Genomic DNA, 24289 nt, shown 5'->3' with positions numbered 1-24289 from the left:
CTGCGGCCGACTCGCCGGCGCGGTGAAAGAACAACACATCGCCGGATCCGTACGCGTCCCGGCATCGACCTGCCCACCGCCCTTGACGGAGTCATTTCTCCGGCAACCGCGCCCCGCGGCTCGCGGCGATCCGCAGTGCGTCCCCCAGTGCCTCCGCCAGGCGCACTCCCGTGAAGCGCAACTCCCACTCCCCCACGCCCATTTCCGCGAGCAGCGGCTTCGACTCCGTCAGGACGAACTCGGCCGAGTCGAGCAGGTCCGCCTCCAACTCGTCGGCCATACGGGACAGGCGGCTGCCGGAGTCGTCCGTGCTGAGGTAGCACGGGGCGCCCTCCGGCGTGGTCCAGGGCAGCAACCGCAGTGGGGCACCCGATCCGTCGCGCATCATCTTGCGTAACTCCCTCCGAAACAGCCCCGGCAGCGGGCCTGGACACCGATAGTTACCGTGTGTGTCGCAATCGTCGCTGTGTGACATACGTCCTCGCCAGGGGCGCCCCGTCCCAAGGTCGAGAACGGGACAACAGAGAGGTGAGACCAGTGACGTTCCAACCGCAGGCCCTGACCCCGTACCTGTCCGCCCGCCACTACTTCGGCTCCGAGCAGCGCCGCTGCCGCCAGGACGCGGACCTGTCACTCGTACAGCTCGCGGGCATCGTGAACTCCAGCAAGAGCACGCTCGCGCGCGTCGAGACGGCGGAGTTGATGCCGCCGCCCGACCTGCCGTCCCGGCTCGACGCGGCGTTCGGGACGGACAAGCACTTCCATGGCCTGTACCAACTGGCCAGGCGGGAGGCCCACCCCGACCAGTACCGCCGGTTCATGGACTTCGAGAACCACGCGGAGGTCATCGAGAACTACGAGTCCCAGCTCGTCCCCGGCCCCCTCCAGACCGAGGAACACGCCCGTGAACTGCTTCGCTGCCAGGACGACTTGACTGAAGAAGAGGTTGAGGCACGAGTCGCCGCACGCATGGCCCGCCAGGAGAGTCAGCGGTCGGACTCGCCTCCGCTGCGCTGGGCGATCATCGACGAGTCGGTGCTCCGACGACAGATCGGGAGCGCCGAAGGCATGTACAAACAACTGGCTCGGCTGCTCGACCAGGTGGATACTCCGGACAGCAAGGTTCAGGTGCTGCCGTTCAGCGCAGGTCCGCATTCGTTGATGGGCGGCGGCGGGCTGACCCTGCTGACACTCCCCAACGGCTCCACGGTCGCCTACGAGGAGGGCATCCTGGCCGGTCACCTCTACGAGGACCGCGACACGGTGAAGAGGTGGCGGCGGCAGTATGAGGTGTTGCGCGCCAACGCCCTCCCCCTGGCCGACTCGGCGGAGCTGATCCGACAGGCGATGGAGGACTACAAGCCATGCGACATGCCCCCGAGTTGAGCCACGCCCGCTGGCGCAAGAGCAGCTACAGCAATACCAACGGGGGTAACTGCGTCGAGATCGCCGAGGGCCACCCCCGGCTCATCCCCGTACGGGACAGCAAGAACCCCCACGGCCCCATACTCGTCGTCCCAGCCGCCGCCTGGGCCGGGTTCGTCAACTCCCTGAAGACGTCTCTCTGAAGGCGTAGGGAACTCGAACACGGCTGTGCCCCCGTACGTCCGGCGTACGGGGGCACAGTCAGCGGTCAGACGCCCGCCGGCTCCGGCTTCGGCTCGGCCGCGGCCTGCCGCTTCGACGCCTTCTTGGCCGCGCGGCGCTCCTTGCGGAGTTCGACCATCGCGTACAGCGTCGGGACGAGCAGCAGGGTCAGCAGCGTCGACGTGATCAGGCCGCCGATCACCACCACCGCCAGCGGCTGGGCGATGAAACCGCCCTCGCCCGTGATGCCCAGAGCCATCGGCAGCAGCGCGAAGATGGTCGCCAGGGCCGTCATGAGGATCGGGCGCAGACGGTGCCTGCCGCCTTCCACCACGGCCTCGACGACACCGTAACCCTGCCTGCGGTACTGGTTGATCAGGTCGATCAGCACGATCGCGTTGGTGACGACGATGCCGATGAGCATCAGCATGCCGATCATCGACGGCACACCCATCGGCGTACCGGTGACGACCAGCAGACCGATCGCGCCCGTCGCCGCGAACGGGATCGAGACGAGCAGGATCAGCGGCTGGATCAGCGACCGGAAGGTCGCCACCAGCAGCATGAACACGATCGCGATCGCCGCGAGCATCGCGAGGCCGAGGGACGCGAACGCGTCGTCCTGGTCCTCGGACACCCCGCCGATGGAGGCCGTGGCACCGGCCGGCAGCTTCAGCGCGTCGAGCTTCGACGTGAGGTCGGCGCTGACCGCGCCGGTGTTGTCGCCGGTCGGCTTCGCCGTGATGGTGGCGGCGCGCTGACCGTCGATGCGGGTCATCGACACCGGGCCGTCGACCAGCTTCACCGTCGCGATGTCACCGAGCTTCACCGGGCCGAGCTTGAGGTTCCGCAGCTCGGACAGCGTCTCGGCCGGCTTCGCCGACTTGATGACGACGTCCCGCTCGGTGTCGTCCAGGATCGCCTTGCCGCTGGTGGTACCGCGCACCGCCTGGCCCACGGCAGCACCGAGGGTGGTGTCGTCGAACCCGGCCGCGGCGGCCTTGTCGTTGGCCTTGACCGAGATCCGCGGCACGGACTGGGCGAGGTCGCTGGTGACGTCCGTGACGTCGTCGAGCTCGGCGACCTCGTCGCGGACCTGCTCCGCCGCCTTGCGCAGCACGTCGGCGTCGGCGGCCTTCACCACGACGCTCAGGTCCTGGCTGCCGAAGCCGTCACCGGCCGCGACCGTGGTCGTACCGATCCCGGAGAGCTTGCCGAGCCCCTCCTCGATGCTGTCCTGGACGTCGTCGAAGGAGGCGACCGAGTCGTCGACCTTGACGGTGTACGAGGCCTGGTTGGTGTCCGTGCCCCCGCCGAACGCGGCGAGGAAACCGGAGGAACCGATCGTGACCTGGTACTCCTCGACGCCCTTGACCCCGTCGAGCAGCTGCTCGACCTTCTCGGCCTGCGCGTCGGTCGCCGCCAGGCTGGTGCCGGGCTTCAGCTCCTGCTTGACGGTGAGGACTTCCTGGTCGCCCTGGTCGAAGAAGTTCGTCTTCAGCAGGGGCGCCATGCCGAACGTACCGAGGAGGATCACCACCGCGATCCCCACACTGGTGAGGCGGCGACGGGTCGCGAAGCGCAGGACGGGGACGTAGAAGCGCTGGAGCCGACTGCGCTCCTCCTTCTCCTCGGCCTTGCGCCGTGCCTCCTGCGGGTCGGCTCCGCGCAGCTCCTTGGGAGCCCGCAGGAACCAGTACGAGAGCACCGGTACGACGGTGAGCGAGACGACCAGCGAGGCCAGCAGGGCCGCCGTGACCGTCAGCGAGAACGAGCCGAACAGCGCGCCGACCACACCGCCGGTCAGACCGATGGGCAGGAAGACCGCGACGGTGGTGAGGGTCGAGGCGGTGACCGCGCCCGCGACCTCGCGTACGGCCTTGAGGATCGCCTCCTGGCGCTCCTCGCCGTAGCCGAGGTGCCGCTTGATGTTCTCCAGGACCACGATCGAGTCGTCGACGACCCGGCCGATCGCGATCGTCAGGGCGCCGAGCGTCAGGATGTTGAGCGACTCGCCGCGCACCCACAGCACGATCAGCGCGAGGACGACCGACATCGGGATGGAGACCGCGGTGACCAGCGTCGAGCGGAGCGACGCCAGGAACACCAGGATGACCAGGACCGCGAAGAGCAGGCCGAGGCCGCCCTCGGTGGTCAGGCCCTTGATGGACTTGGAGACGGCGGGACCCTGGTCGCTGACGACCGTCAGGGTGGCGTCGGAACCGAGGTCCTTGCGCAGCCCTGGCAGCTTGTCCTGCACCGCGTCGGAGACCGCGACCGCGCTGCCGTCCTGGTCCATGGTGACGGAGACGGCGAGGCTGGGCTTCCCGTCGGTACGGGTGATGGACTCCGTCTTGGCGGGCTTCTCCGCGACGGTGGCGACGGTGGCGAGGCGTACGGGCTTCTTGCCGCCCTCGCCGGTGACCATCAGGTCCTCGATCTGCTTCAGCGAGGTGAACCCACCGCCGACCTGGACCGTGCGGTTGCTGCCGTCCTCGTCGAAGGACCCGGCCGGTACGGTCGCGCCGCCCGCCTGGAGGGCCTGGCCGAGCGCGGCCGTGGTCAGCCCCGCCCGCGCCAGCTTCGCGTCGTCGGGCGTGACGGCGACCTCTAGGTCCTGTACGCCGTCGACCGTGACCTGGGCGACGCCGTCGATGCCCTCAAGCGCGGGCACGACGGTACGGTCCAGCTGGTCCGAGAGGGCCTGCTGGTCCTTGCCCGAGGTGACGGCGAGGACGACGGTCGGGATGTCGTCGGTCGAACCGGCGATCACCTGCGGGTCGACGTCGTCCGGCAGTTGGGCGCGGGCGCGGTTCACGGCCTGCTGGACGTCGGCCACGATCTGGGCGGAGTCGTTGCCGTAGTCGAAGGAGGCCAGGATGAGGGCGTTGCCCTCACTGGCCGTGGAGGTGACGCCCGAGATCCCGTCGACCGCTTCGAGGTTGTCCTCGATGGGCTCGACGACCTGCTTCTCGACCACGTCGGGGGACGCGCCCTGGTACGGCGCCAGGACCGACACCACGGGCAGTTCGATGGTGGGCAGCAGCTGCTGCTTGAGTTGCGGTATCGCTATCGCCCCGAAGACGAGCGCGATGATCGAGATCAGCCCGATGAGGGCACGCTGGGCGAGGCTGAAGCGGGACAGCCAGGACATGGGTGACGGGTCTCTCTTCTGTGGCTTGGGTCCGAGTGGTGGGGCGGTGGCGCAGTGGGGCTTAAGTCCGGAGAGCGGCGCCAGGGACTCATGTGAGCGTCCGCCCTATCACTCTGAGCCATGGGTGGGGCGCCACCCGTCGCCCCCAGGTCCCGTTTCCTTATACGGCGCATACCGCGACCGCAGTACGTACGGGTGGAGCTCACTCCACCCTTGGGCGTACCAGTCCCGACTCGTACGCGATCACCACGAGCTGGGCGCGGTCGCGCGCCCCCAGCTTGGCCATGGCCCGGTTCACATGCGTCTTCACCGTGAGCGGGCTGACTTCCAGGCGTTCGGCGATCTCGTCGTTGGAGTGGCCGCCGGCGACCTGGACGAGCACCTCGCGCTCGCGGACCGTCAGCGCTTCGAGGCGCTGGGCACGGGCGGGGTCCCGCTCGTCGTCGTCGCCCTGCGCCAGGAACTTCGCGATGAGGCCCTTGGTGGCGGCGGGCGACAGGAGCGCGTCGCCGCCGGCCGCGACCCGGATGGCGTTGAGCAGCTCCTCCGGCTCGGAGCCCTTGCCCAGAAAGCCGGAGGCGCCGGCCCGCAGCGACTGCACGACGTACTCGTCGACCTCGAAGGTCGTCAGCATGACGACGCGCACCTGGGCGAGGCCGGGATCGGCGCTGATGAGCCGGGTCGCGGCCAGTCCGTCGGTGCCGGGCATACGGATGTCCATCAGGACGACGTCGGCGCGTTCCTCCCGCGCGAGCCGCACCGCCTCGGCGCCGTCCGAGGCCTCTCCGACGACCTCCATGTCGGGCTCGGAGTCGACCAGGACGCGGAAGGCGCTGCGCAGCAGGGCCTGGTCGTCGGCGAGCAGGACGCGGATGGTCATGCGGGGTTCCCCTTGGATGCCTTGCTCACGGGTGCGGATGCGGGTGTGGAGGCGGGCTTGGGCGCGGACTTGGGCGCGGGCTTCGGCGCGGGCTTGGGTGCGGGTGCCGCGCCGCTCTTGACCGGCAGGATCGCATGCACCCGGAAGCCGCCTCCGTATCGGGGTCCCGCGGTGCAGGTGCCGCCGAGCGCGGTGACCCGCTCGCGCATGCCGAGCAGTCCGTGGCCGCCGTTCTCCTCCAGGCGGGCCGCCGCGTGGTCGCCGGGGCCGTTGTCCAGGACGGTGATCTCCACGTCCGGGCCCACCCGTACGACGCTGACCTCGGCCTTCGCCCGCTGGCCCGCGTGCTTGCGCACATTGGTGAGGGCTTCCTGGATGATGCGGTACGCGGCCAGGTCGACGGCGGCGGGCAGCGTCGTGCCCTGGTCGGTGCGGGCCACCTCGACGGGCAGGCCGGCGCTGCGGAAGGTGCCGACGAGTTCTTCGAGGCGGTGCAGGCCAGGCGCCGGTTCGGTGGGGGCCTCCGGGTCGCCCGACTGACGCAGCAGGCCGACCGTGGCGCGGAGTTCGTTGAGCGCGGAGCGGCTGGCCTCGCGGACGTGGGCGAGTGCTTCCTTCGCCTGGTCGGGGCGTTTGTCCATGACGTGCGCGGCGACACCGGCCTGCACGTTGACGAGGGCGATGTGGTGGGCGACGACGTCGTGCAGGTCGCGGGCGATGCGCAGGCGCTCCTCGGCGACCCGGCGGCGGGCCTCCTCCTCGCGGGTGCGTTCGGCTCGTTCGGCGCGTTCCCTGATGGCGTGCACGAAGGCGCGGCGGCTGCGGACCGCGTCGCCCGCGGCTGCGGCCATGCCCGTCCAGGCGAAGATCCCGAGGTTCTCCTGGGCGTACCAGGGCAGGGGCCCGGCGAGCATCGCGAAGCCGGTCAGGACCGCCATGGTGAGGAGGCCGACGCGCCAGGTGGTGGGGCGGTCGGTGGTGGAGGCGACGGTGAAGAGGGCGACGACGGCGGACATCGCGACGGGGGCCCGGGGTTCGCTGGTCACGAACTCCACGACGGACAGGAGGCCCGTCGCGGCGAGGACCCGCATGGGGTTGCTGCGGCGGAAGACCAGGGCGGCGGCGGCGAGCAGCATGAGGGTGAGGCCGAGGGCGTCGGGGGTGTAGGCGCCCCAGTCGGGACCGTGGCTGCCTTTCGGGCCGGCGAAGGAGCCGGCGACCATGCAGGCGAGGACGGCCGCGGCGAGGACTCCGTCGGCTACGAGGGGGTGGGTCCTCAGCCAGTCTCGGGCGCGCTTCAGGGTGCTCACACCTGTTTACGGTACGGGCCCCTGCGGGGGGCGGAACGGGGTGCTGGTGTCTGTGCCTGTGCTGATCGGCGGGTGCGGGTGGGTGTGTGCTGGTCGCGCAGTTCCCCGCGCCCCTGAAAAACCGGGCAGCACCCGCGCCTTCCCCGGCCCAACCGCCAAGTGCAGGTGGCTGAATGCTGAGCGCGCAGTTCCCCGCGCCCCTGAAAAACCCGGCAACGCCCGCGCCTTCCCTCGCCCGACCGCCAAGTGCGGGTAAGCCTGAAAAGCGGGGCTTCGCCCCTGTCTTTCAGCCCGTCCGGCGTTTGAGGACGAGGCCGTTCAGGCCGATCGGGGGTCTGGGGGCGGAGCCCCCAGGGACGGGAAGGTCAGGTCGGGAGTAGGCCGCCGTCGTCGTTCAGCATGGTCCGGACCTCTGACAGCGTCGCGTCCGGGGACGGGAGGATCAGCTCGGACGGCTCCAGCGAGTCGTCGGCAAGCGGCGCCCCGAGGCGGCGGACCGCGTCGAGCAGCGCTCCGAGCGTCCGCCGGAACCCCTCCTCGTCACCGGACTTCGTCTCCGCGAGGAGCTCGTCGTCCAGCTCGTTCAGTTCGGTGAGGTGGACGTCGTCCAGCCTCACCTGTCCCTCCCCCATGATCCGTACGATCATGACGCCCTCCTCGGCGTGGGACGCGCACCTACTGCTTGTCGAAGCGCGGAGTGTCCTGCGGCGGCTGCTGCTGGGACTGAGTCTGCCCCTGACCGCCCTCGATCGCCTGCTGGGACGACGAACCGCCGGCCAGCTCGGCCTTCATCCGCTGCAGCTCCAGCTCCACGTCCGTGCCGCCGGAGAGGCGGTCCAGCTCGCTCTGGATGTCGTCCTTGGCGAGCCCCGAGTGGTCGTCCAGCGCACCGGACGCGAGCAGCTCGTCGATGGCACCGGCGCGCGCCTGCAGCTGGGCCGTCTTGTCCTCGGCCCGCTGGATGGCCATGCCGACGTCGCCCATCTCCTCGGAGATGCCGGAGAAGGCCTCACCGATCCGGGTCTGCGCCTGGGCGGCCGTGTACGTCGCCTTGATCGTCTCCTTCTTGGTGCGGAAGGCGTCGACCTTGGCCTGAAGCCGCTGCGCCGCAAGGGTGAGCTTCTCCTCCTCGCCCTGCAGCGTCTGGTGCTGTGTCTCCAGGTCCGTCACCTGCTGCTGGAGGGCAGCACGGCGGGACAGGGCCTCCCGGGCCAGGTCCTCACGTCCGAGCGCGAGCGCCTTGCGGCCCTGCTCCTCCAGCTTGGAGGACTGGCCCTGGAGCTGGTTCAGCTGCAGCTCCAGGCGCTTGCGGGAGGTCGCCACGTCGGCGACGCCGCGGCGCACCTTCTGCAGCAGCTCCAGTTGTTTCTGATACGAGTAGTCAAGGGTTTCGCGCGGGTCCTCGGCCCGGTCAAGGGCCTTGTTCGCCTTCGCGCGGAAGATCATCCCCATACGCTTCATGACACCGCTCATGGGCTTCGCGCGCCCCCTTCTGACGGACTCCAGCTCCAGCGACTACAACAGAACCCACAGTACGGGCCCTGCATCCATTACCGCACTGTTCGGGGACGGATGCGCTCATCCCCAAGGACGACTGATGACGATCTTGCTCCGGCGTAGGGAGTAGGTGACCCCCGGGGTTCGATCCGGGGTTCGATCCGGATCGATCCGGGACGCCCTCCAGGATCATCCGGTCCTGGGGGCACTCGCGGTTCGCTTCCGGCTCGCTCCCGCCCGTCCCGGTGGACCGGCGGAACCGCTGCGCACCGCCACCCCGTTTCGAGCCTCTCTGTCCCCTACAGACGACCGGTGTTGCCGGATCGTTCCCCCCTCGGCCGTCGTCCATGCCTGCGCACCCATTACCCTTGGGTTTTGTGTTCCGTAGCCGATCCAAGGATGAGAAGGCCCACGCCGACAAGGCGTCCGTGACCGACTCCACTCAGACCCGTGACCCGCAGGCCCCCAAGGGTCGGCCCACGCCGAAGCGCAGTGAGGCCCAGTCCCAGCGCCGCAGCGTGGCCAACTCGACGACGTCGCGCAAGGAGGCCGCCAAGCGACAGCGCAGTGACCGCCGTGCCCACATGGAGAAGCAGCGCCAGGCGCTGGCCAGCGGGGACGAGCGTTATCTGCCCGCCCGGGACAAGGGTCCCGTGCGCAAGTTCGCACGGGACTTCATCGACTCGCGGTTCTGCATCGCCGAGTTCTTCCTGCCGCTCGCCGTGATCATCCTCGTCCTGAGCATGGTCCGGATCCCGCAGCTGCAGAACATCGCGCTGCTGCTGTGGCTCTTCGTGATCGTGCTGATCGTGGTCGACTCGATCGGCATCGCGATCCGTATGAAGAAGCAGCTGAACGCGCGCTTCCCGGACGAGCCCAAGCGCGGCGCCGTCGCCTACGCACTGATGCGCAGCCTCCAGATGCGTCGCCTCCGGCTGCCGAAGCCGCAGGTCAAGCGCGGAGAGCGGCCCTGAGCGCGGCACCTTTCACAGGCGGCGCGGCGGACGCCTGGCTGACCAAGCTGGGCGGCCTGCGTGATGTCGTACGGCAGGAGCTGGTGGCCCGGCAGCTCGACGAGCAGATAGCCGGGCGGTTCCCGGTGGGACAGCGGCTGCGCGTGCTCGACGTGGGCATGGGCCAGGGGACGCAGGCCCTGCGGCTGGCACGGGCCGGGCACCAGGTGACCGGCGTCGAGCAGGACTGCACGATGATCTCCGTGGCCCGTGAGGCGCTCGCCGCCGAGCCCGAGGGGATCCGCGGCCGGGTGCGGATCGTCGAGGGCGACGGGCGCGACACCGGCGTCCACTTCCTGCCCGGCAGCTTCGACGTGGTCCTGTGCCACGGCGTACTGATGTACGTCGAGGAGCCCGACGCGCTGCTCGCGGGGCTCGCCCGGATGCTGGCCCCCGGCGGACTGCTGTCCCTGCTGGTGCGCAACGCCGACGCGCTGGCCATGCGGCCGGGGCTGGCCGGCGACTGGCCGGGAGCGCTGGCCTCGTTCGACACCAGCGCGTACACGAACCGGCTCGGGCTCGACGTCCGGGCCGACGGGCTCGACACCCTCACCGGCACCCTGGCCGGGATCGGGGCGCCGCTGCACGCCTGGTACGGGGTGCGGGTCTTCACGGACACGGCCACCGACGACGCGGCGGTGCCGGACGACGTGGAGGCGCTGCTGGCCGCCGAGGAGCGGGCCGGGCGCACCGATCCGTACCGCCGGGTGGCGGCACTGCTTCACCTGTGCGGCGTACGGGGCTAAGCGCTCCGCCGCTGGCCCGCCTGCCTGCCTTCCGCCTTCCCGACCTCCCCGTACGGCAGGAGGCCGCGACCGTCGATCCGGTCGCGGCCTCCTGCCGATCGGTGATCGGTGATCGCCGGAGCCGCCGGCCTAGGGTGCCTCGGCGTTCAGGCCCATCGGGCCGTAGACCTCCGAGGCGTCCTCGAAGATGCGGACCTGGTCCGCGCCCCCTTCGGCCAGTTCCTTCCAGTTCTCGCCGAGCCAGGACTCCGCGTCGCCCTGAGTGGTGAACTCCTCGGGCTGGACCGCGGGCTGGACCTCCGTCCCGTCGGCCTTCTCGAACCGCCACGTCCATGCCGCCATGTCAGCCTCCCAAAAGTACCGAGCAAGTACCGCGCCAGTACCGCGCAGGTACCGAGCAAGATCGGGCTCCTGGCGTCAGCCTAGGCGCTCCCCCGGTTGTCCGGTGTACAAAAGCGCAGGTCGAGAACTGTGGGGTGCCGGTGCCGAGTGTGCGGTGGCAGGACACGCGGTCCGCCGCGCCCCTGAAGTGGCGCACCCTTGTGCACCCCCTGGCGGGCACGAGCCGCGCCGACACGGAAAAATCGACCCCGTGGAAGTGACTCTGCTCGGTACCGGCGGCCCTCTGGGACTGCCCAGGCCCGATTGTTCGTGCGCCGCCTGTGCGGTGGCACTCGGTGTGGACGCCCGTGCGGCCACCGCTCTGCTGGTGGACGGGACGTTGTTGCTCGACCTGACCCCCGGCGCGGCCTTCGCGGCGGCGCGGGCCGGGCATTCGCTGAGCGGGGTGCGCCAGGTGCTGCTGTCGCATCCGCACGACGGGCCCGCCGTGGAGGTGCCCGCGGGACTGCCGCAGCCGGGGCGGGTACCGGACGGACGGGAGCTGACGCTGCTGACGGGGCACCGGGTACGGGCCCTGTCGATGGACGCGCCGGGGACCGGGTACGCGGTCACGGGCCCGGACGGGCAGCGGCTGCTCTATCTGCCGCCGGGCGCGGCCCCCGCCGGTCTGGACGAGACCGCCGACACGGCCGGGACGTACGACATGGTGCTCGTCGACGTCGTGGGGCGGCCGGACGCGCTGGCCCGGCTGCGGCTCGCGGGTGCGGTCGGGCCTGCCACCGACGTGATCGCGGTGCACCTCGACCACGACGTGCCGCCGGGCCGTGAGCTGCGGCGGCGCCTGGCCGCCGCGGGGGCGCGGGCGGTGCCGGACGGCAGGACGCTGACCGTGGGGGTGTACGAGGACGTGCCCGACGTACCGCGCCGGACGCTGGTGCTCGGCGGGGCGCGGTCCGGGAAGTCGGTGGAGGCGGAGCGCCGCCTCGAAGCCTTCCCCGACGTGCTCTACGTGGCGACGGGCGGCGCGCGCAACGGGGACGGGGAGTGGGCGGCCCGGGTGCGCGCGCACCGTGAACGGCGGCCCGGCTCCTGGCGTACCTCCGAGACCTGCGATCTCGTACCGGTCCTGAAGGAGGACGGGGCGCCGGTACTCATCGACTGTCTGTCCCTGTGGCTGACGGACGCGATGGACTCCGTGCACGCGTGGGACGACGACGAGTGGGCCTGCGGCGGCGAGCGCGCGCTGCGGGCGCGCGTCGAGGAGCTGACGGCCGCCGTCCGCGAGTCCCGCCGCACGGTGGTCGCCGTCTCCAACGAGGTCGGCTCCGGCATCGTCCCCGCCACCCCCTCGGGCCGCCGCTACCGCGACGAACTGGGCCGTCTCAACGCCGCGTTCGCGACCGAGTGCGAGCACGTGCTGCTGGTGGTGGCGGGCCAGGCGCTCACCCTCAAGGTCTGAGCCACGGCGTCCGAGCCACGGCCGGCCAGAGGGACGGCGTGCTAGCAGGACGGCGGGCTAGAGGGCCTGCGCGCGGGGGTTCTTGCGGGCGATGATCCGGTACGCGTTCGAGAAGCGGGTGCGGCGCAGGAGCGGGGCCAGGGCGTGGTCCAGTACGAAGGCGGAGGCGAGCAGCGGGGCGGTGGCCCGGGTGAGGGCCGTACGCAGGGTGCGCTGGAGGTCGGTCGGCGCGGTGGGCCGCCAGGGCTCGTCCCCGCCCGGCAGCCGGCTGCCGATCGCCAGGGCCAGGGCGCCGGTCAGGTCGTACGGGACGTGCGGTTCGCGGCGGTCGGTGGAGACGACCGAGCAGCCCAGTTCGTCGAGTTCGTCGAGCAGGTTGCGCAGCGGCATGAGATGGAGGTGCTGCGGCTGGCAGTACGACACCCACCACTTGCCGAGGAGCGCGCCGAACGCGCAGTCGGGGTCCGGGACCTCGACGAGCAGATGCCCGCCGGGGCGCAGTACGGCGAGCGCGGCGCGCAGTTCCGCGCGCGGGTCGGGGCTGTGCTCCAGGTGGTGGAACATGCTGACCACGTCGTAGCGGGCGCGCAGCCGCTCCACCAGGTCGGGCAGCCTGCCCCGGTGCGCCTCCTCGATCCGGCCCGCGAGCCGGGCCTTCTCGACGCGCGAGGTCGGGTCGAGCCCGTCGAAGGACGTGTACGTGAACAGTTCCTTGGCCGCCGCCGGGAAGTGTCCGTGGCCGGTGCCGACGTCCAGCCAGCTCTCGGGTTCCGGGAACGGGAGCATGGCGCGGGCCGCGGCCTCGTGGCGGCGCCGCCCGAGACGGGAGCGCAGGGTCCGCTCGGCGAAGCTTCCCTGATCTCCTTGGCCGCCCTGGTCTCCCTGCTCTCCCTGGCCGCCCTGGCCCGCCTGTGCCTCGTGGAAGTCCCGGTAGTAGAAGGCGAGGCCCTCCGTGGTGAGGCGGGGGTTCTGGAAGGCGTGGGCGCAGTCCTCGCACTCGTCGACGACGAAGGTGCCGGGCTTGTGCTGGAGCAGGTCCGGGGTGCGCAGCCGGGTACGCAGCCGCGCCGAGCCGCACCAGGGGCAGTCGGCTCGGCGCGGTTCGTGGAAGTGGGCGGTGCCCTTGGCGAGTTCGCCCAGGTACGCGGCGCGGCGCTGGGCGACGCTCCCCCGCAGGGGAGGTGTGGGGGGTGTGGGGGGCATGGTCTGTCTGCTCCTGCCGGTCCGACGGGGTAAGACCCTGTAGAGGCTGATATGAGCTGTTGTCAGCTGATACAAACCGGTATGACAATCCACTGCAAACCGGAACGTATGGGATCGCGATCTTCGAAGCAACGACCCGGCACCGCCCACTGGCCACCCACTGACCGCTCACTGACCGCCCGTCAGGATCCCGGTCCGATCACTGCCGGTACTGTTCGGCGAATGAGCTCGCTTAATCTCGACGACTTCACCGATCTGATCGAGCGCCCGGACGGTGGCGTACGCCGTGACGCCGAGGCGCGCCGGGAACGCCAGGTCGTGCCGCCCGGGTCACTGGGGCGCCTCGACGAACTCGGCGAGTGGCTGGCCGCGGCGCAGGGGGCCGTGCCCGTGCGGGCGATCGAGCATCCGCGCGTGGTGCTGTTCGCGGGCGATCACGGGGTCGCCGGGCTCGGGGTGTCGGCGCGGGCCGCCGGGAGCGCGGACGAACTGGTGCGCTCGGTGCTCTCCGGCGCGAGCCCCGTGTCCGTACTGGCCCGGCGCCTCGGGGTGCCCGTCCGGGTGGTCGACATGGCGCTCGACTGCGAGCCCGAGGGGCTGCCCGACGAGGTCGTACGGCATCGGGTGCGGCGCGGGTCCGGGCGGATCGACGTGGAGGACGCGCTGTCGCTTGAGGAGGCGGAGGCCGCCTTCCGCGCGGGGGTCGCTGTCGCGGACGAGGAGGCGGACGCCGGGACCGATCTCGTCGTGCTCGGGGATGTGAGTGTCGGCGGGACGACGGCGGCGGCCGTGCTGGTCGCGGCGCTGTGCGGGACCGACGCGTCGGTGGTGACCGGGCGTGGCGGGGAGGCGATCGACGACCTCGCCTGGATGCGGAAGTGTGCGGCGGTCCGTGACGCGCTGCGGCGGGCTCGGCCGGTGCTCGGGGACCAGTTGCAGTTGCTCGCGACGGTGGGCGGGGCCGACCTCGCCGCGATCACCGGGTTTCTGTTGCAGAGTGCGGTGCGCAAGACGCCGGTGATTCTCGACGGGGTTGTTTCGGCGGCCTGTGCGCTGGTGGGGCAGCGGGTGGCTTTCCGGGCGCCGGACTGGTGGCTGGCCGGGCAGAGCAGTGGGGAGCCGGCGCAGGCGAAGGCGTTCGACCGGATGGCGCTGGAGCCGTTGCTGGCTCATGGGGTGACGGTCGGGGAGGGGGCGGGGGCGTTGCTTGCGTTGCCGTTGGTGGAGGCGGCGGCGGCGTTGGCAGCGGAGCTGCCGGAGGCTTCCTCGGTGTCCGAGGGCCTGGCGGCCCTGGACGCCTCGGAAGCCGAATAGGGCCTGGGGCGGGTTTTCGGGTGCGGGTGGGTGGGGGCTGGTCGCGCAGTTCCCCGCGCCCCTGGGGTGGGTGGGGGCTGGCGTCGTGTGTTGCGTGACCACCGGCCTGGGCTGAGCGCGCCGTTCCCCGCGCCCCTTCGGGTGGGCGGGGGCCGGCGTCGGGTGTCGGGTGACCGTCGGCCTGGGCTGAGCGCGCCGTTCCCCGCGCCCCTTCAGGTGAGTGGGGGCTGGCGTCGTGTGTTGCGTGACCACCGGCCCGGGCTGAGCGCGCCGTTCCCCGCGGCCCTTCGGGTGAGCTGGCGGCGTGTTTTTTTTGGGGGCGCGGGGAACTGCGCGAACGGGCCCCACCGGGGGGCCGTTCCCGTTGTAGGGCGTTTTGGGTGAAGTGGGTGCATATCATGCGCGGTCATGGGAAACGTCCGAGTTACCGTCGCCCCGAAGCCGGCGGCAGCCGCGAGCCTCGCCGTCTGGTATCTCCGTGTCGTCGCGTTCCTCAACTTCCTCAGCGGGGTCTGGCTCTCCCTCGGCCAGGACGTGCGCCGCCACAACACGGAGAACTACTTCACCCCGTACCTGCTGACCGCCGGCTTCGCGTCAGGCGTGTTCACCATGTTCCTGGCGATCACCATGCGCCGGCGCAAACGAGCCGCCTGGATCCTCAACCTCGTCCTCTGCGGAGCCTTCCTCCCCCTGCTCGCCTTCGCCATGTTCTTCCCGGAGATCCGCCGCCACCCGCAGAACTGGCTCTCCCTCGTCCTGACCGCCGCCTTCACCGCCTCCCTCCTCGTCGGCCGTCGCGAGTTCTACGCCAAGGGCGACCGCTCCAACCCCAGGCTCGCCGCCCTCGTGGCCGCCGGCGGCAGCGTGGTCTGCTCCCTGCTGGCCACGCTCCTGGTGACCGTCACGAACCGCTCCCCCGACGCGCACCTCTCGACCTTCACCGACCGCTGGCGCTACGGCACCCTGCGGCTTGTCTCCGTCGCCGCGGACGACTCCCGCTTCCCCGGGATCACCACCCCCAACTGGGTGAACGTCGCCATCAACGTACTGAGCACCCTGCTCGTCCTCGCCGTCCTGTACGCGGCCTTCCGCTCCCGCCGCGTCGTCGACCCGCTCACCGCCGACGACGAGCGACGGCTGCGGGCGCTGCTCGACCGGCAGGGCGACCGCGACTCCCTCGGCTACTTCGCGCTGCGCCGCGAGAAGAGCGTGGTGTGGTCGCCGACCGGCAAGGCCGCCGTCGTCTACCGGGTCGTGGGCGGCGTCTCGCTGGCCTCCGGCGACCCCATCGGCGACCCCGAGGCCTGGCCCGGCGCCATCGAACCCTGGCTCCGCGAGGCGCGTACACACGGGTGGATCCCGGCCGTGATGGGCGCGAGCGAGGAGGCCGGCACCGTCTACGCCCGGCACGGCCTGGACGCGCTGGAGCTCGGTGACGAGGCCGTCGTCGAGACCGCCGAGTTCACCCTCGACGGGCGCGCCATGCGGACCGTCCGCCAGGCCCACAACCGCGTACAGCGAGCCGGCTACCAGGTGCGCGTCCGGCGCCACGAGGACATCCCGGCCGACGAGATGGCGTACCTCCTCGCCCGCGCCGACGACTGGCGGGACGGGGCGACCGAGCGGGGCTTCAGCATGGCGCTGGGCCGGCTCGGGGACCCGGGGGACGGGCGGTGCGTGATGCTGGAGTGCCGGGACGGCGGTACCGGGGGCGAGGAGAGCGCGGGCCGGGGCGAGTTGGCTGCCGTGTTGTCCTTCGTGCCCTGGGGGCCCCGCGGGCTCTCCCTCGACCTCATGCGGCGGGACCGGGACTCCGAGAACGGGCTCATGGAGTTCATGGTCATCGAACTCCTCCAGCGGGCCCCCGAACTCGGGATCACCCAGGTCTCGCTCAACTTCGCCATGTTCCGGTCCGTCTTCGAACGCGGCGCGCGGCTCGGTGCGGGGCCGGTGCTGCGGCTGTGGCGTTCGCTGCTCAGCTTCTTCTCGCGGTGGTGGCAGATCGAGTCGCTGTACCGCGCCAACGCCAAGTACCGGCCCATCTGGGAACCGCGGTTCCTGCTCTTCGAGAAGAGCCGCGACCTGCCACGCATCGGGCTCGCCGCCGGGCACGCCGAGGGTTTCCTGGAGGCGCCCGGTCTGCCGAAGTGGCTGCACCGCAAGCAGTTGCAGGCGCACGGCCGGCCGGTCGCGCGGGGGGCTCGTGGGCGGCTCCCCGGTCGCCGGGTAGCCTGCGCCGATGCCCAAGCCCCCGCCCGAGACGCCTGACACACCTGAGACGCCAGAGACGCCAGAGACGCCAGAGGTTCCTGGATCGCCCGACACGCCCGACAGCGCCGAGGCTTCCTGGGGGGACGGGCTTCGGTTCGCCTTCGGCACGCTCACCGTGTTCCCCGTCGCCGTTCGCCGGTGGGACCGGGGGGCCGCGCGCGCCGGGATGCTGAGCGCGCCCGTGGCCGGGCTGGCGGTGGGTGTCCTGGCCGCCGCGGCCGGGCTGTTCCTGCTCGTGCTCGGGGCGGGGCCGCTGCTCGCCGCCGTCGCGACGGTCGCCGTGCCCGCCGTCCTCACCCGCGGTCTCCATCTCGACGGGCTCGCCGACACCGCCGACGGGCTCGGCAGCGGGAAGCCCGCGGTGGACGCGCTGCGGGTCATGAAGCAGTCGGACATCGGTCCGTTCGGGGTCGTCACGCTGCTGTTCGTCCTTCTCGCCCAGGTGGCGGCGCTCTCCCAGGCGTACGGGGACTCCTGGACCCGGGGTGCCCTCGCGGCCGTCGTGGCGGGGGCCGCCGGTCGGCTCGTCCTCACCCTGGCCGCCCGGGTGGGCGTGCCGGCGGCTCGGCCGGAGGGGTTGGGGGCGGTGGTCGCGGGGACGGTTCCTGGGCGGGGGGCGTTGCTCGTGGGGGTCGGGGTGACTGTTCTGGCTGCCGGTGCGGGGGTGGGCCTCGGGGGGTACGGGGTGCTTGGCTCGGGTTTGGCCGTGGTGTTGGCGTGTGGCGGGGCGGAGGGGTTGTCGCGGCACTGCGCTCGGCGGTTCGGGGGTGTGACGGGGGATGTGTTCGGCGCGCTCGAAGAGACCGCGGTGACGGTGGCGCTGGTGGTGTTCTGCCTCTTCGCGTAGGCAAGGGGCAAGGGTTCCTCGCCCCCGCCGCCCCTACCCGTCCCGTCCCTGGGGGCTGCGCCCCCAGACCCCCGCCAAAAGACCGCGCAGTTCCCCGCGCCCCTGAGGTCACCTACCCGCACCGGGCGCGCGGCCTCGCGCGTAGGCTCGTGGTCGGGACTCAGAACGCCCCGGGCCGCCCTCACCCCCGACGGCCACAGCAACTCAATGGAAGCGAGATTTCACCACCGTGACTGCTCTCACTCTCAGCACCGCCGCGGCGCCCGGTCTGCGCACCGACGCGATCGTCGTCGGTGTCGCCAAGACCACCGGAAGCAAGTCCGGAGACCTCGTCGTCGCCCCGGGCGCCGAGGACGTGGACAAGGCGTACGACGGCAGGCTCGCCGGCGTTCTGGAGACCCTCGGCGCCTCGGGCGGCGAGGGCGAGGTGACGAAGCTGCCGGCGCCGTCCGGCTTCAAGGCTCCGCTCGTGCTTGCGGTCGGCCTCGGGGCCCTCCCCGAGAAGGACGCCTCCTTCTCCGCGGAGACGCTGCGCCGCGCCGCGGGCGTCGCCGCCCGTGCCCTGGCGGGCACCAAGAAGGCCGCGTTCGCCCTGCCGATCACGGACGCCGCGGACGCGGGCGCCGTCGGCGAGGGCGTGCTGCTCGGCGCGTACTCCTTCGACACGTACAAGGAAAGCGTCAAGGACGGGAACGGCGCCAAGAACGGCAAGGCCCCGCTCGTCGAGGCCGCGCTGCTCGGCGGCAAGCCCCGTGACAAGGCGTTCAAGGCGGCCGTCGAGCGCGCCACGGCCGTGTCCGAGGAGCTGAACCGCGCCCGTGACCTCGTCAACACCCCGCCGAACGACCTGAACCCGGAGGCCTTCGCGGCCGTCGCGCAGGCCGCGGCCAAGGAGCACGGCATCAAGGTGCAGGTGCTCGACGAGAAGGCGCTGGAGAAGGGCGGGTACGGCGGCATCCTCGGCGTCGGCGCCGGCTCCGCGTCCACGCCCCGCCTGGTGAAGCTCTCGTACACCTCCTCCAAGGCGAAGAAGCACCTCGCCTTCGTCGGCAAGGGCATCACCTACGACTCGGGCGGCATCTCTCTCAAGCCCGCCGGGCACAACGAGACGATGAAGTGCGACATGAGCGGTGCGGCGGCGGTCTTCGCGGCCGTGGTCTCCGCCGCGCGCCTCGGCCTGGACGTCAACGTCACCGGCTGGCTCGCGCTGGCCGAGAACATGCCGTCCGGCTCCGCCACCCGTCCGGGCGACGTGCTGCGCATGTACAGCGGCAAGACCGTCGAGGTCCTCAACACCGACGCCGAGGGCCGGCTCGTCCTCGCCGACGCGCTCGCCAAGGCGTCCGAGGACAAGCCCGACGCGATCGTCGACGTGGCGACCCTGACCGGCGCGATGATGCTGGCGCTCGGCAACCGCACGTTCGGGATCATGGCGAACGACGACGCGTTCCGCACCGCGGTGCACGAGGCGGCCGAGGAGGTCGGCGAGCCGGCCTGGCCCATGCCGCTCCCGGACCACCTGAAGAAGGGGATGGACTCCCCCACCGCCGACATCGCCAACATGGGTGAGCGTTACGGCGGCGGTCTCGTGGCCGGGCTGTTCCTGAAGGAGTTCGTGGGCGAGGGCATCACCTGGGCGCACCTCGACATCGCCGGGCCCGCGTTCAACGAGCAGGGGCCGTTCGGGTACACGCCCAAGGGCGGGACCGGGTCGGCCGTACGGACCCTGGTCCGGCTGGCCGAGCTGACCGCCGCCGGAGATCTGGGCTGACGCCCGCCCCACAGCCACCGAAGCCACCGGCCCGGACCCGTCGTACGGCGGGTCCGGGCCGGTGGGGGCCGCGGCGCGGGGCCGCCATGTGATCGATCAGACGTCTCACAGCCCGGCCCGGCGTCCCGCGTGCCGCCGACAAGTGCGAAGATGGGTCCTCGGCAGGACAGGGCCCACCACAGGGCCGAAGAAAGAGCGGCCACACCAGCCGCCGCCCGGTCACTGGAGACCGGCGCCGGCGCACATGCATGGAGGACGTGACGTGGCGAACGACGCCAGCACCGTTTTCGACCTAGTGATCCTCGGCGGTGGTAGCGGCGGCTACGCCGCGGCCCTGCGCGGAGCGCAGTTGGGCCTGGACGTCGCCCTGATCGAGAAGAACAAGCTCGGCGGCACCTGCCTGCACAACGGCTGCATTCCCACCAAGGCCCTGCTGCATGCCGGCGAGATCGCCGACCAGGCACGCGAGGCGGACCAGTTCGGTGTCCTGACGACGTTCCAGGGCATCGACATCAACGCCGTCCACAAGTACAAGGACGACGTGATCAGCGGCCTCTACAAGGGCCTGCAGGGCCTCGTGGCCTCCCGCAAGGTGACGTACATCGAGGGTGAGGGCCGGCTGTCGTCCCCCACCTCCGTGGACGTCGGCGGACGGCGCGTCGAGGGCCGTCACGTGCTCCTGGCGACCGGCTCCGTGCCGAAGTCGCTGCCGGGCCTGGACATCGACGGCGACCGCATCATCTCCTCGGACCACGCGCTGACGCTGGACCGCGTCCCGAAGTCCGCGGTGGTCCTCGGCGGCGGCGTCATCGGCGTCGAGTTCGCCTCCGCGTGGAAGTCGTTCGGCACCGACGTCACGGTCGTCGAGGGCCTCAAGCACCTCGTGCCGGTCGAGGACGAGAACAGCTCCAAGCTTCTTGAGCGCGCGTTCCGCAAGCGCGGCATCAAGTTCAACCTCGGCACGTTCTTCGACAAGGCCGAGTACACGCAGGACGGCGTCCGCGTGACCCTCGCCGACGGCAAGACCTTCGAGGCCGAGATCCTCCTGGTCGCCATCGGCCGCGGCCCGGTCTCCGCCGGTCTCGGTTACGAGGAGCAGGGCGTCGCGACGGACCGCGGGTACGTCCTGGTCGACGAGTACATGCGCACCAACGTGCCGACCGTCTCGGCCGTGGGCGACCTCGTCCCGACGCTCCAGCTCGCGCACGTCGGCTTCGCCGAGGGCATCCTGGTCGCGGAGCGTCTGGCCGGTCTCAAGACCGTCCCGATCGACTACGACGGCGTGCCCCGGGTGACGTACTGCCACCCCGAGGTCGCCTCCGTCGGTATCACCGAGGCCAAGGCCAAGGAGATCTACGGTGCGGACAAGGTCGTCGCTCTGAAGTACAACCTCGCGGGCAACGGCAAGAGCAAGATCCTCAAGACCGCGGGCGAGATCAAGCTCGTCCAGGTCAAGGACGGTGCCGTGGTCGGCGTCCACATGGTCGGCGACCGCATGGGCGAGCAGGTGGGCGAAGCCCAGCTGATCTACAACTGGGAGGCGCTGCCCGCCGAGGTGGCGCAGCTCATCCACGCTCACCCGACGCAGAGCGAGGCACTCGGCGAGGCCCACCTCGCCCTGGCCGGCAAGCCGCTCCACTCGCACGACTGAGCCCTCGGGCGCGACGACACAGACTTCCGCAATTCGTAAGGAGCAACCGAAACCATGGCGGTTTCCGTAACCCTTCCGGCGCTCGGCGAGAGCGTCACCGAGGGCACTGTCACTCGCTGGCTGAAGGCCGAGGGCGAGCGCGTCGAGGCCGACGAGCCGCTGCTCGAGGTGTCGACCGACAAGGTCGACACCGAGATCCCCTCGCCTGCCGCCGGTGTGCTCGCCTCCATCAAGGTCGCCGAGGACGAGACGGTCGAGGTCGGCGCCGAGCTGGCCGTCATCGACGACGGCTCGGGCGCGCCCGCCGCCGAGCCGGCCCCCGCGGCCGCCGAGGCTCCGGCCCCGGCCCCGGCCGCCGAGCCCGAGCCCGCCCCGCAGGCCACCCCGTCCACCGAGGCCGCCGCTCCGGCGCCGGCCCCGACCGCCGAGGCCGCCTCGGGCGGCGGCAGCGCCGAGGGCACGGACGTCGTCCTGCCCGCGCTCGGCGAGTCCGTCACCGAGGGCACCGTCACCCGGTGGCTGAAGGAGGTCGGCGAGGAGGTCGCGGAGGACGAGCCCCTGCTCGAGGTCTCCACGGACAAGGTCGACACCGAGATCCCCTCTCCTGCCGCCGGTGTGCTGCTGGAGATCGTGGTCGGCGAGGACGAGACCGCGGAGGTCGGCGCCAAGCTGGCCGTCATCGGTGCTGCCGGTGCGGCTCCGGCCGCGGCGCCCGCTCCGGCTGCTCCGGCACCGGCGCCCGCCGCCGCTGCTCCGGCACCGGCTCCGACTCCGGCACCGGCTGCTCCCGCGGCCCCGCCGGCCCCGGCCGCACCTGCCGCTCCGGCTCCGACTCCGGCTCCGCAGCAGGCCGCTCCGGCCCCCGCGCCGGCTCCGGCCGCGCCTGCGCCTGCGCCCGCTCCTGTCGCCCCGGCCCAGGCTCCGGCTCCCGCCGCGGCCTCCGGTGACGACGGCGCGTACGTGACCCCGCTGGTGCGCAAGCTCGCCGCCGAGAACAGCGTCGACCTGTCCACCGTCAAGGGCACCGGCGTGGGTGGCCGTATCCGCAAGCAGGACGTGCTCGCCGCCGCCGAGGCCGCGAAGGCCGCCGCTGCCGCACCGGCTCCGGCCGCTGCTGCCGCCACCGCGCCGAGCGCCGGCAAGAAGACGCCGACGCTGGAGGTCTCGCCCCTCCGCGGGCAGACCGTCAAGATGCCTCGCATCCGCAAGGTCATCGGCGACAACATGGTGAAGGCGCTGCACGAGCAGGCCCAGCTGTCCTCGGTCGTCGAGGTCGACATCACCCGGCTGATGAAGCTCCGCGCGCAGGCGAAGGACTCCTTCGCGAGCCGCGAGGGCGTCAAGCTCTCCCCGATGCCGTTCTTCGTGAAGGCGGCGGCCCAGGCGCTGAAGGCCCACCCGGCCGTCAACGCCCGGATCAACGTCGACGAGGGCACGATCACCTACTTCGACACCGAGAACATCGGTATCGCGGTGGACTCCGAGAAGGGCCTGATGACTCCGGTCATCAAGCACGCGGGTGATCTCAACATCGCCGGTATCGCCAAGGCCACGGCCGAGCTGGCGGGCAAGGTCCGGGCGAACAAGATCACTCCGGACGAGCTGTCCGGTGCGACGTTCACGATCAGCAACACCGGTTCGCGTGGTGCGCTCTTCGACACGATCATCGTGCCGCCGAACCAGGTCGCGATCCTGGGCATCGGCGCGACGGTGAAGCGTCCGGCGGTCATCGAGACGGACGAGGGTACGGTCATCGGCGTCCGGGACATGACGTACCTGACGCTGTCCTACGACCACCGGCTGGTGGACGGGGCGGATGCCGCGCGGTACCTGACGGCGGTCAAGGCGATTCTGGAGGCCGGCGAGTTCGAGGTGGAGCTCGGGCTGTAGTCCTTCCTGCGCCGTATCGCACACGACGAGGTGCCCTCGCCCGGTTTCCGGGCGGGGGCGCTTTGTCGTTCGCCACCTGTGCCTGTGCCTGTGCCTGTGCCGGCGGCTGGCGGGGACGGGGTGGTCGTGTCCGCATCACCTGCGGGCCGGTGGGGGCCGGTCGCGCAGTTCCCCGCGCCCCTTCGGTGGGTGGGGGCTGGCGTCGTGTGTCGGGTGGCCGACGGCCTGGGCTGAGCGCGCCGTTCCTCGCGCCCCGTGCGTCGTGTGGCCGGCGGTCTGGGCTGAGCGCGCCGAACTGCGCGGTCAGCCAGTGCTTGGCTGCAGGTGGTGGGGGACCGTGGTTCGCGGCGAACCCGGTGGAGCCGCGTGTGCGGCTCATCTCACCTGGGTCAAAGCAGCCCCACGGACCCTTCCCGGAGGGACCCGCGGCCTTATTGTCTAAAGGTCAAAACGAAGGAGCCTCCCATGACCGCGCCCGTCGTCCACTCGCTCCGCGAACAGATCCGCGAGCACATCGTGGAGGGGATCGTCAGCGGCCGCTGGAAGCCGGGCGAGCGGATCGTGGAGCGGCGGATCGCCACCGAGCTGGAGGTCAGCCAGACCCCCGTACGGGAGGCCCTGCGCGAGCTGGAGTCCCTGCGGCTGATCGAGTCGGCCCCCAACAAGGGCGTACGCGTACGCAACCTGACCGCCGCCGACCTGGAGGAGAGCTACCCCGTCCGGGCCGGCCTGGAGGCCATCGCGGCCGAGCTGGCCGCCGAGCGGCTCGCCGCCGACTGCTCCGCCCTGGAGCCCCACGTCGCCGCCCTGTACGAGGCCGACCGCCGGGCCGACGGCACCGGCCAGGTCCGTCACACCGTGGCCTTCCACCGCGAACTGGTACGCGCCGCGGGCAACTCCGTGCTGCTGCACACCTGGGAAGGCCTGGGCATCGAGGTCTTCACCGCCCTGTCGATCCGCTGGCTCGGCACGGTCCAGCAGTCGTACGCCGAGGAGCACGAGGCCCTGGTGGAGGCGTTCCGGCTCCGGGACCCGCTGATCGCGGAACTGGTGAAGGCGCATGTACTGGGATGCGCCCCGCGGACCGGCAACGAACCCGCTTGACGGTCCGTCCCCCTGTCGCCGCACTTCGCTCCTCTAGCGCCTCACCTGCGAAAACAAGGCACGGCGTGCCTGAGGCCGGGGCACCCAGTGCCTACTTTCTCGTGATCAAGAGGTTTTGCCTTTCAACCCTTTGATCGATCATCGATCAGCGAGTTACAGTCATGGCGGACTCCCACCAGAGTCCGCCGCCCTGTCCTGCCAAAGACCAAGGGCAACCTCCCGAGACACCCCTTGCCGACGAGGGAACCCC

At 71.4% G+C, this 24289-nt stretch carries 20 protein-coding genes; 12 read left to right on the top strand and 8 right to left on the bottom strand.

The genetic code is table 11. The features are described from left to right. Window positions 1-91: 91 nt before the first annotated feature. A complete protein-coding gene (locus ACLVWQ_RS29935) occupies window positions 92-388 on the bottom strand; it encodes a hypothetical protein (RefSeq protein ID WP_414112343.1) in 297 nt (98 codons plus the stop codon). Between the two features lie 149 nt (window positions 389-537). Between ACLVWQ_RS29935 and ACLVWQ_RS29930 the strand changes: the two genes are divergently transcribed. Continuing rightward, window positions 538-1386 (top strand): helix-turn-helix domain-containing protein, encoded by an 849-nt coding sequence (locus tag ACLVWQ_RS29930; protein WP_414112342.1) that lies wholly within the window; start codon window positions 538-540, stop codon window positions 1384-1386. After that, complete coding sequence (locus tag ACLVWQ_RS29925) at window positions 1365-1568, top strand: DUF397 domain-containing protein (protein WP_414112341.1); 204 nt, start codon at window positions 1365-1367, stop codon at window positions 1566-1568. Before ACLVWQ_RS29930 ends, ACLVWQ_RS29925 begins: the two co-directional genes overlap by 22 nt. Before the next feature lie 65 nt (window positions 1569-1633). On the opposite strand, the gene ACLVWQ_RS29920 is transcribed toward ACLVWQ_RS29925, so the two are convergent. From ACLVWQ_RS29920 to ACLVWQ_RS29900, 5 genes are all read right to left on the bottom strand, one after another. Continuing rightward, window positions 1634-4741 (bottom strand): efflux RND transporter permease subunit, encoded by a 3108-nt coding sequence (locus tag ACLVWQ_RS29920; protein WP_414112340.1) that lies wholly within the window; start codon window positions 4739-4741, stop codon window positions 1634-1636. 202 nt (window positions 4742-4943) lie between these two features. Further along, entirely contained in the window at window positions 4944-5621 is a 678-nt protein-coding gene (locus ACLVWQ_RS29915; RefSeq protein ID WP_414112339.1) for a response regulator, read from the bottom strand. Continuing rightward, window positions 5618-6931 carry a sensor histidine kinase gene (locus ACLVWQ_RS29910; protein ID WP_414112338.1) on the bottom strand — a complete coding sequence of 438 codons (1314 nt, stop codon included), beginning with the start codon at window positions 6929-6931 and terminating at the stop codon, window positions 5618-5620. The genes ACLVWQ_RS29915 and ACLVWQ_RS29910 overlap by 4 nt, the downstream gene beginning before the upstream one ends. A gap of 365 nt (window positions 6932-7296) precedes the next feature. Beyond that, window positions 7297-7578: a PspA-associated protein PspAA gene (gene pspAA, locus ACLVWQ_RS29905; protein WP_414112337.1), complete on the bottom strand. Its 282-nt coding sequence runs from the start codon at window positions 7576-7578 to the stop codon at window positions 7297-7299. Between the two features lie 28 nt (window positions 7579-7606). Beyond that, complete coding sequence (locus ACLVWQ_RS29900; protein WP_414112336.1) at window positions 7607-8404, bottom strand: PspA/IM30 family protein; 798 nt, start codon at window positions 8402-8404, stop codon at window positions 7607-7609. Between the two features lie 371 nt (window positions 8405-8775). Between ACLVWQ_RS29900 and ACLVWQ_RS29895 the strand changes: the two genes are divergently transcribed. Both ACLVWQ_RS29895 and ACLVWQ_RS29890 read left to right on the top strand, forming a co-directional pair. Beyond that, window positions 8776-9402, top strand: a complete 627-nt coding sequence (locus tag ACLVWQ_RS29895; RefSeq protein ID WP_414112335.1) for a DUF3043 domain-containing protein — start codon at window positions 8776-8778, stop codon at window positions 9400-9402. Window positions 9403-9485: 83 nt separating this feature from the next. Beyond that, window positions 9486-10187, top strand: coding sequence for a class I SAM-dependent methyltransferase (locus tag ACLVWQ_RS29890; RefSeq protein WP_414112334.1), 702 nt, complete (start codon window positions 9486-9488; stop codon window positions 10185-10187). Window positions 10188-10316: 129 nt separating this feature from the next. On the opposite strand, the gene ACLVWQ_RS29885 is transcribed toward ACLVWQ_RS29890, so the two are convergent. Continuing rightward, window positions 10317-10529, bottom strand: a complete 213-nt coding sequence (locus tag ACLVWQ_RS29885) for a hypothetical protein (RefSeq protein ID WP_414112333.1) — start codon at window positions 10527-10529, stop codon at window positions 10317-10319. 250 nt (window positions 10530-10779) lie between these two features. On the opposite strand from ACLVWQ_RS29885, the gene ACLVWQ_RS29880 reads away from it, so the two are divergent. Further along, complete coding sequence (locus tag ACLVWQ_RS29880; protein ID WP_414112332.1) at window positions 10780-11988, top strand: bifunctional adenosylcobinamide kinase/adenosylcobinamide-phosphate guanylyltransferase; 1209 nt, start codon at window positions 10780-10782, stop codon at window positions 11986-11988. Window positions 11989-12045: 57 nt separating this feature from the next. Here ACLVWQ_RS29880 and ACLVWQ_RS29875 read toward each other — a convergent pair whose 3' ends face one another. After that, a complete protein-coding gene (locus ACLVWQ_RS29875; protein WP_414112331.1) occupies window positions 12046-13191 on the bottom strand; it encodes a class I SAM-dependent methyltransferase in 1146 nt (381 codons plus the stop codon). A gap of 222 nt (window positions 13192-13413) precedes the next feature. Between ACLVWQ_RS29875 and cobT the strand changes: the two genes are divergently transcribed. The 7 genes from cobT to ACLVWQ_RS29840 all read left to right on the top strand — a co-directional run bounded on the left by cobT (window position 13414) and on the right by ACLVWQ_RS29840 (window position 24039). Next, window positions 13414-14505 carry a nicotinate-nucleotide--dimethylbenzimidazole phosphoribosyltransferase gene (cobT, locus tag ACLVWQ_RS29870; protein WP_414112330.1) on the top strand — a complete coding sequence of 364 codons (1092 nt, stop codon included), beginning with the start codon at window positions 13414-13416 and terminating at the stop codon, window positions 14503-14505. Window positions 14506-14913: 408 nt separating this feature from the next. Next, complete coding sequence (locus ACLVWQ_RS29865) at window positions 14914-16773, top strand: phosphatidylglycerol lysyltransferase domain-containing protein (RefSeq protein WP_414112329.1); 1860 nt, start codon at window positions 14914-14916, stop codon at window positions 16771-16773. Then, a complete protein-coding gene (locus ACLVWQ_RS29860; protein WP_414112328.1) occupies window positions 16745-17623 on the top strand; it encodes an adenosylcobinamide-GDP ribazoletransferase in 879 nt (292 codons plus the stop codon). The genes ACLVWQ_RS29865 and ACLVWQ_RS29860 overlap by 29 nt, the downstream gene beginning before the upstream one ends. Before the next feature lie 229 nt (window positions 17624-17852). Next, window positions 17853-19394 (top strand): leucyl aminopeptidase, encoded by a 1542-nt coding sequence (locus ACLVWQ_RS29855; protein WP_414112327.1) that lies wholly within the window; start codon window positions 17853-17855, stop codon window positions 19392-19394. Window positions 19395-19656: 262 nt separating this feature from the next. Beyond that, window positions 19657-21045, top strand: coding sequence for a dihydrolipoyl dehydrogenase (gene lpdA / locus ACLVWQ_RS29850; protein ID WP_414112326.1), 1389 nt, complete (start codon window positions 19657-19659; stop codon window positions 21043-21045). 54 nt (window positions 21046-21099) lie between these two features. Continuing rightward, entirely contained in the window at window positions 21100-22935 is a 1836-nt protein-coding gene (sucB, locus tag ACLVWQ_RS29845; RefSeq protein ID WP_414112325.1) for a 2-oxoglutarate dehydrogenase, E2 component, dihydrolipoamide succinyltransferase, read from the top strand. Window positions 22936-23400: 465 nt separating this feature from the next. Further along, window positions 23401-24039, top strand: coding sequence for a GntR family transcriptional regulator (locus tag ACLVWQ_RS29840; RefSeq protein WP_414112324.1), 639 nt, complete (start codon window positions 23401-23403; stop codon window positions 24037-24039). Window positions 24040-24289 lie beyond the last annotated feature (250 nt).

Origin of the sequence: Streptomyces sp. CWNU-52B (assembly GCF_047444975.1) — a bacterium.
Classification (GTDB): domain Bacteria; phylum Actinomycetota; class Actinomycetes; order Streptomycetales; family Streptomycetaceae; genus Streptomyces.
The sequence above is the reverse complement of the archived record's forward strand: the minus strand, read 5'-3'. Positions and strand labels throughout refer to the sequence as shown.

What these genes read in the sequence shown, in the direction of transcription:
- ACLVWQ_RS29935 (WP_414112343.1), bottom strand. Translation starts at nt 388, where the DNA reads ATGATGCGCGACGGATCGGGTGCCCCACTGCGGTTGCTGCCCTGGACC.
- ACLVWQ_RS29925 (WP_414112341.1), top strand. Translation starts at nt 1,365, where the DNA reads ATGCGACATGCCCCCGAGTTGAGCCACGCCCGCTGGCGCAAGAGCAGC.
- ACLVWQ_RS29920 (WP_414112340.1), bottom strand. Translation starts at nt 4,741, where the DNA reads ATGTCCTGGCTGTCCCGCTTCAGCCTCGCCCAGCGTGCCCTCATCGGG.
- ACLVWQ_RS29915 (WP_414112339.1), bottom strand. Translation starts at nt 5,621, where the DNA reads ATGACCATCCGCGTCCTGCTCGCCGACGACCAGGCCCTGCTGCGCAGC.
- pspAA (WP_414112337.1), bottom strand. Translation starts at nt 7,578, where the DNA reads ATGATCGTACGGATCATGGGGGAGGGACAGGTGAGGCTGGACGACGTC.
- ACLVWQ_RS29900 (WP_414112336.1), bottom strand. Translation starts at nt 8,404, where the DNA reads ATGAGCGGTGTCATGAAGCGTATGGGGATGATCTTCCGCGCGAAGGCG.
- ACLVWQ_RS29895 (WP_414112335.1), top strand. Translation starts at nt 8,776, where the DNA reads ATGCCTGCGCACCCATTACCCTTGGGTTTTGTGTTCCGTAGCCGATCC.
- ACLVWQ_RS29885 (WP_414112333.1), bottom strand. Translation starts at nt 10,529, where the DNA reads ATGGCGGCATGGACGTGGCGGTTCGAGAAGGCCGACGGGACGGAGGTC.
- ACLVWQ_RS29875 (WP_414112331.1), bottom strand. Translation starts at nt 13,191, where the DNA reads ATGCCCCCCACACCCCCCACACCTCCCCTGCGGGGGAGCGTCGCCCAG.
- cobT (WP_414112330.1), top strand. Translation starts at nt 13,414, where the DNA reads ATGAGCTCGCTTAATCTCGACGACTTCACCGATCTGATCGAGCGCCCG.
- ACLVWQ_RS29865 (WP_414112329.1), top strand. Translation starts at nt 14,914, where the DNA reads ATGGGAAACGTCCGAGTTACCGTCGCCCCGAAGCCGGCGGCAGCCGCG.
- ACLVWQ_RS29860 (WP_414112328.1), top strand. Translation starts at nt 16,745, where the DNA reads ATGCCCAAGCCCCCGCCCGAGACGCCTGACACACCTGAGACGCCAGAG.
- sucB (WP_414112325.1), top strand. Translation starts at nt 21,100, where the DNA reads ATGGCGGTTTCCGTAACCCTTCCGGCGCTCGGCGAGAGCGTCACCGAG.
- ACLVWQ_RS29840 (WP_414112324.1), top strand. Translation starts at nt 23,401, where the DNA reads ATGACCGCGCCCGTCGTCCACTCGCTCCGCGAACAGATCCGCGAGCAC.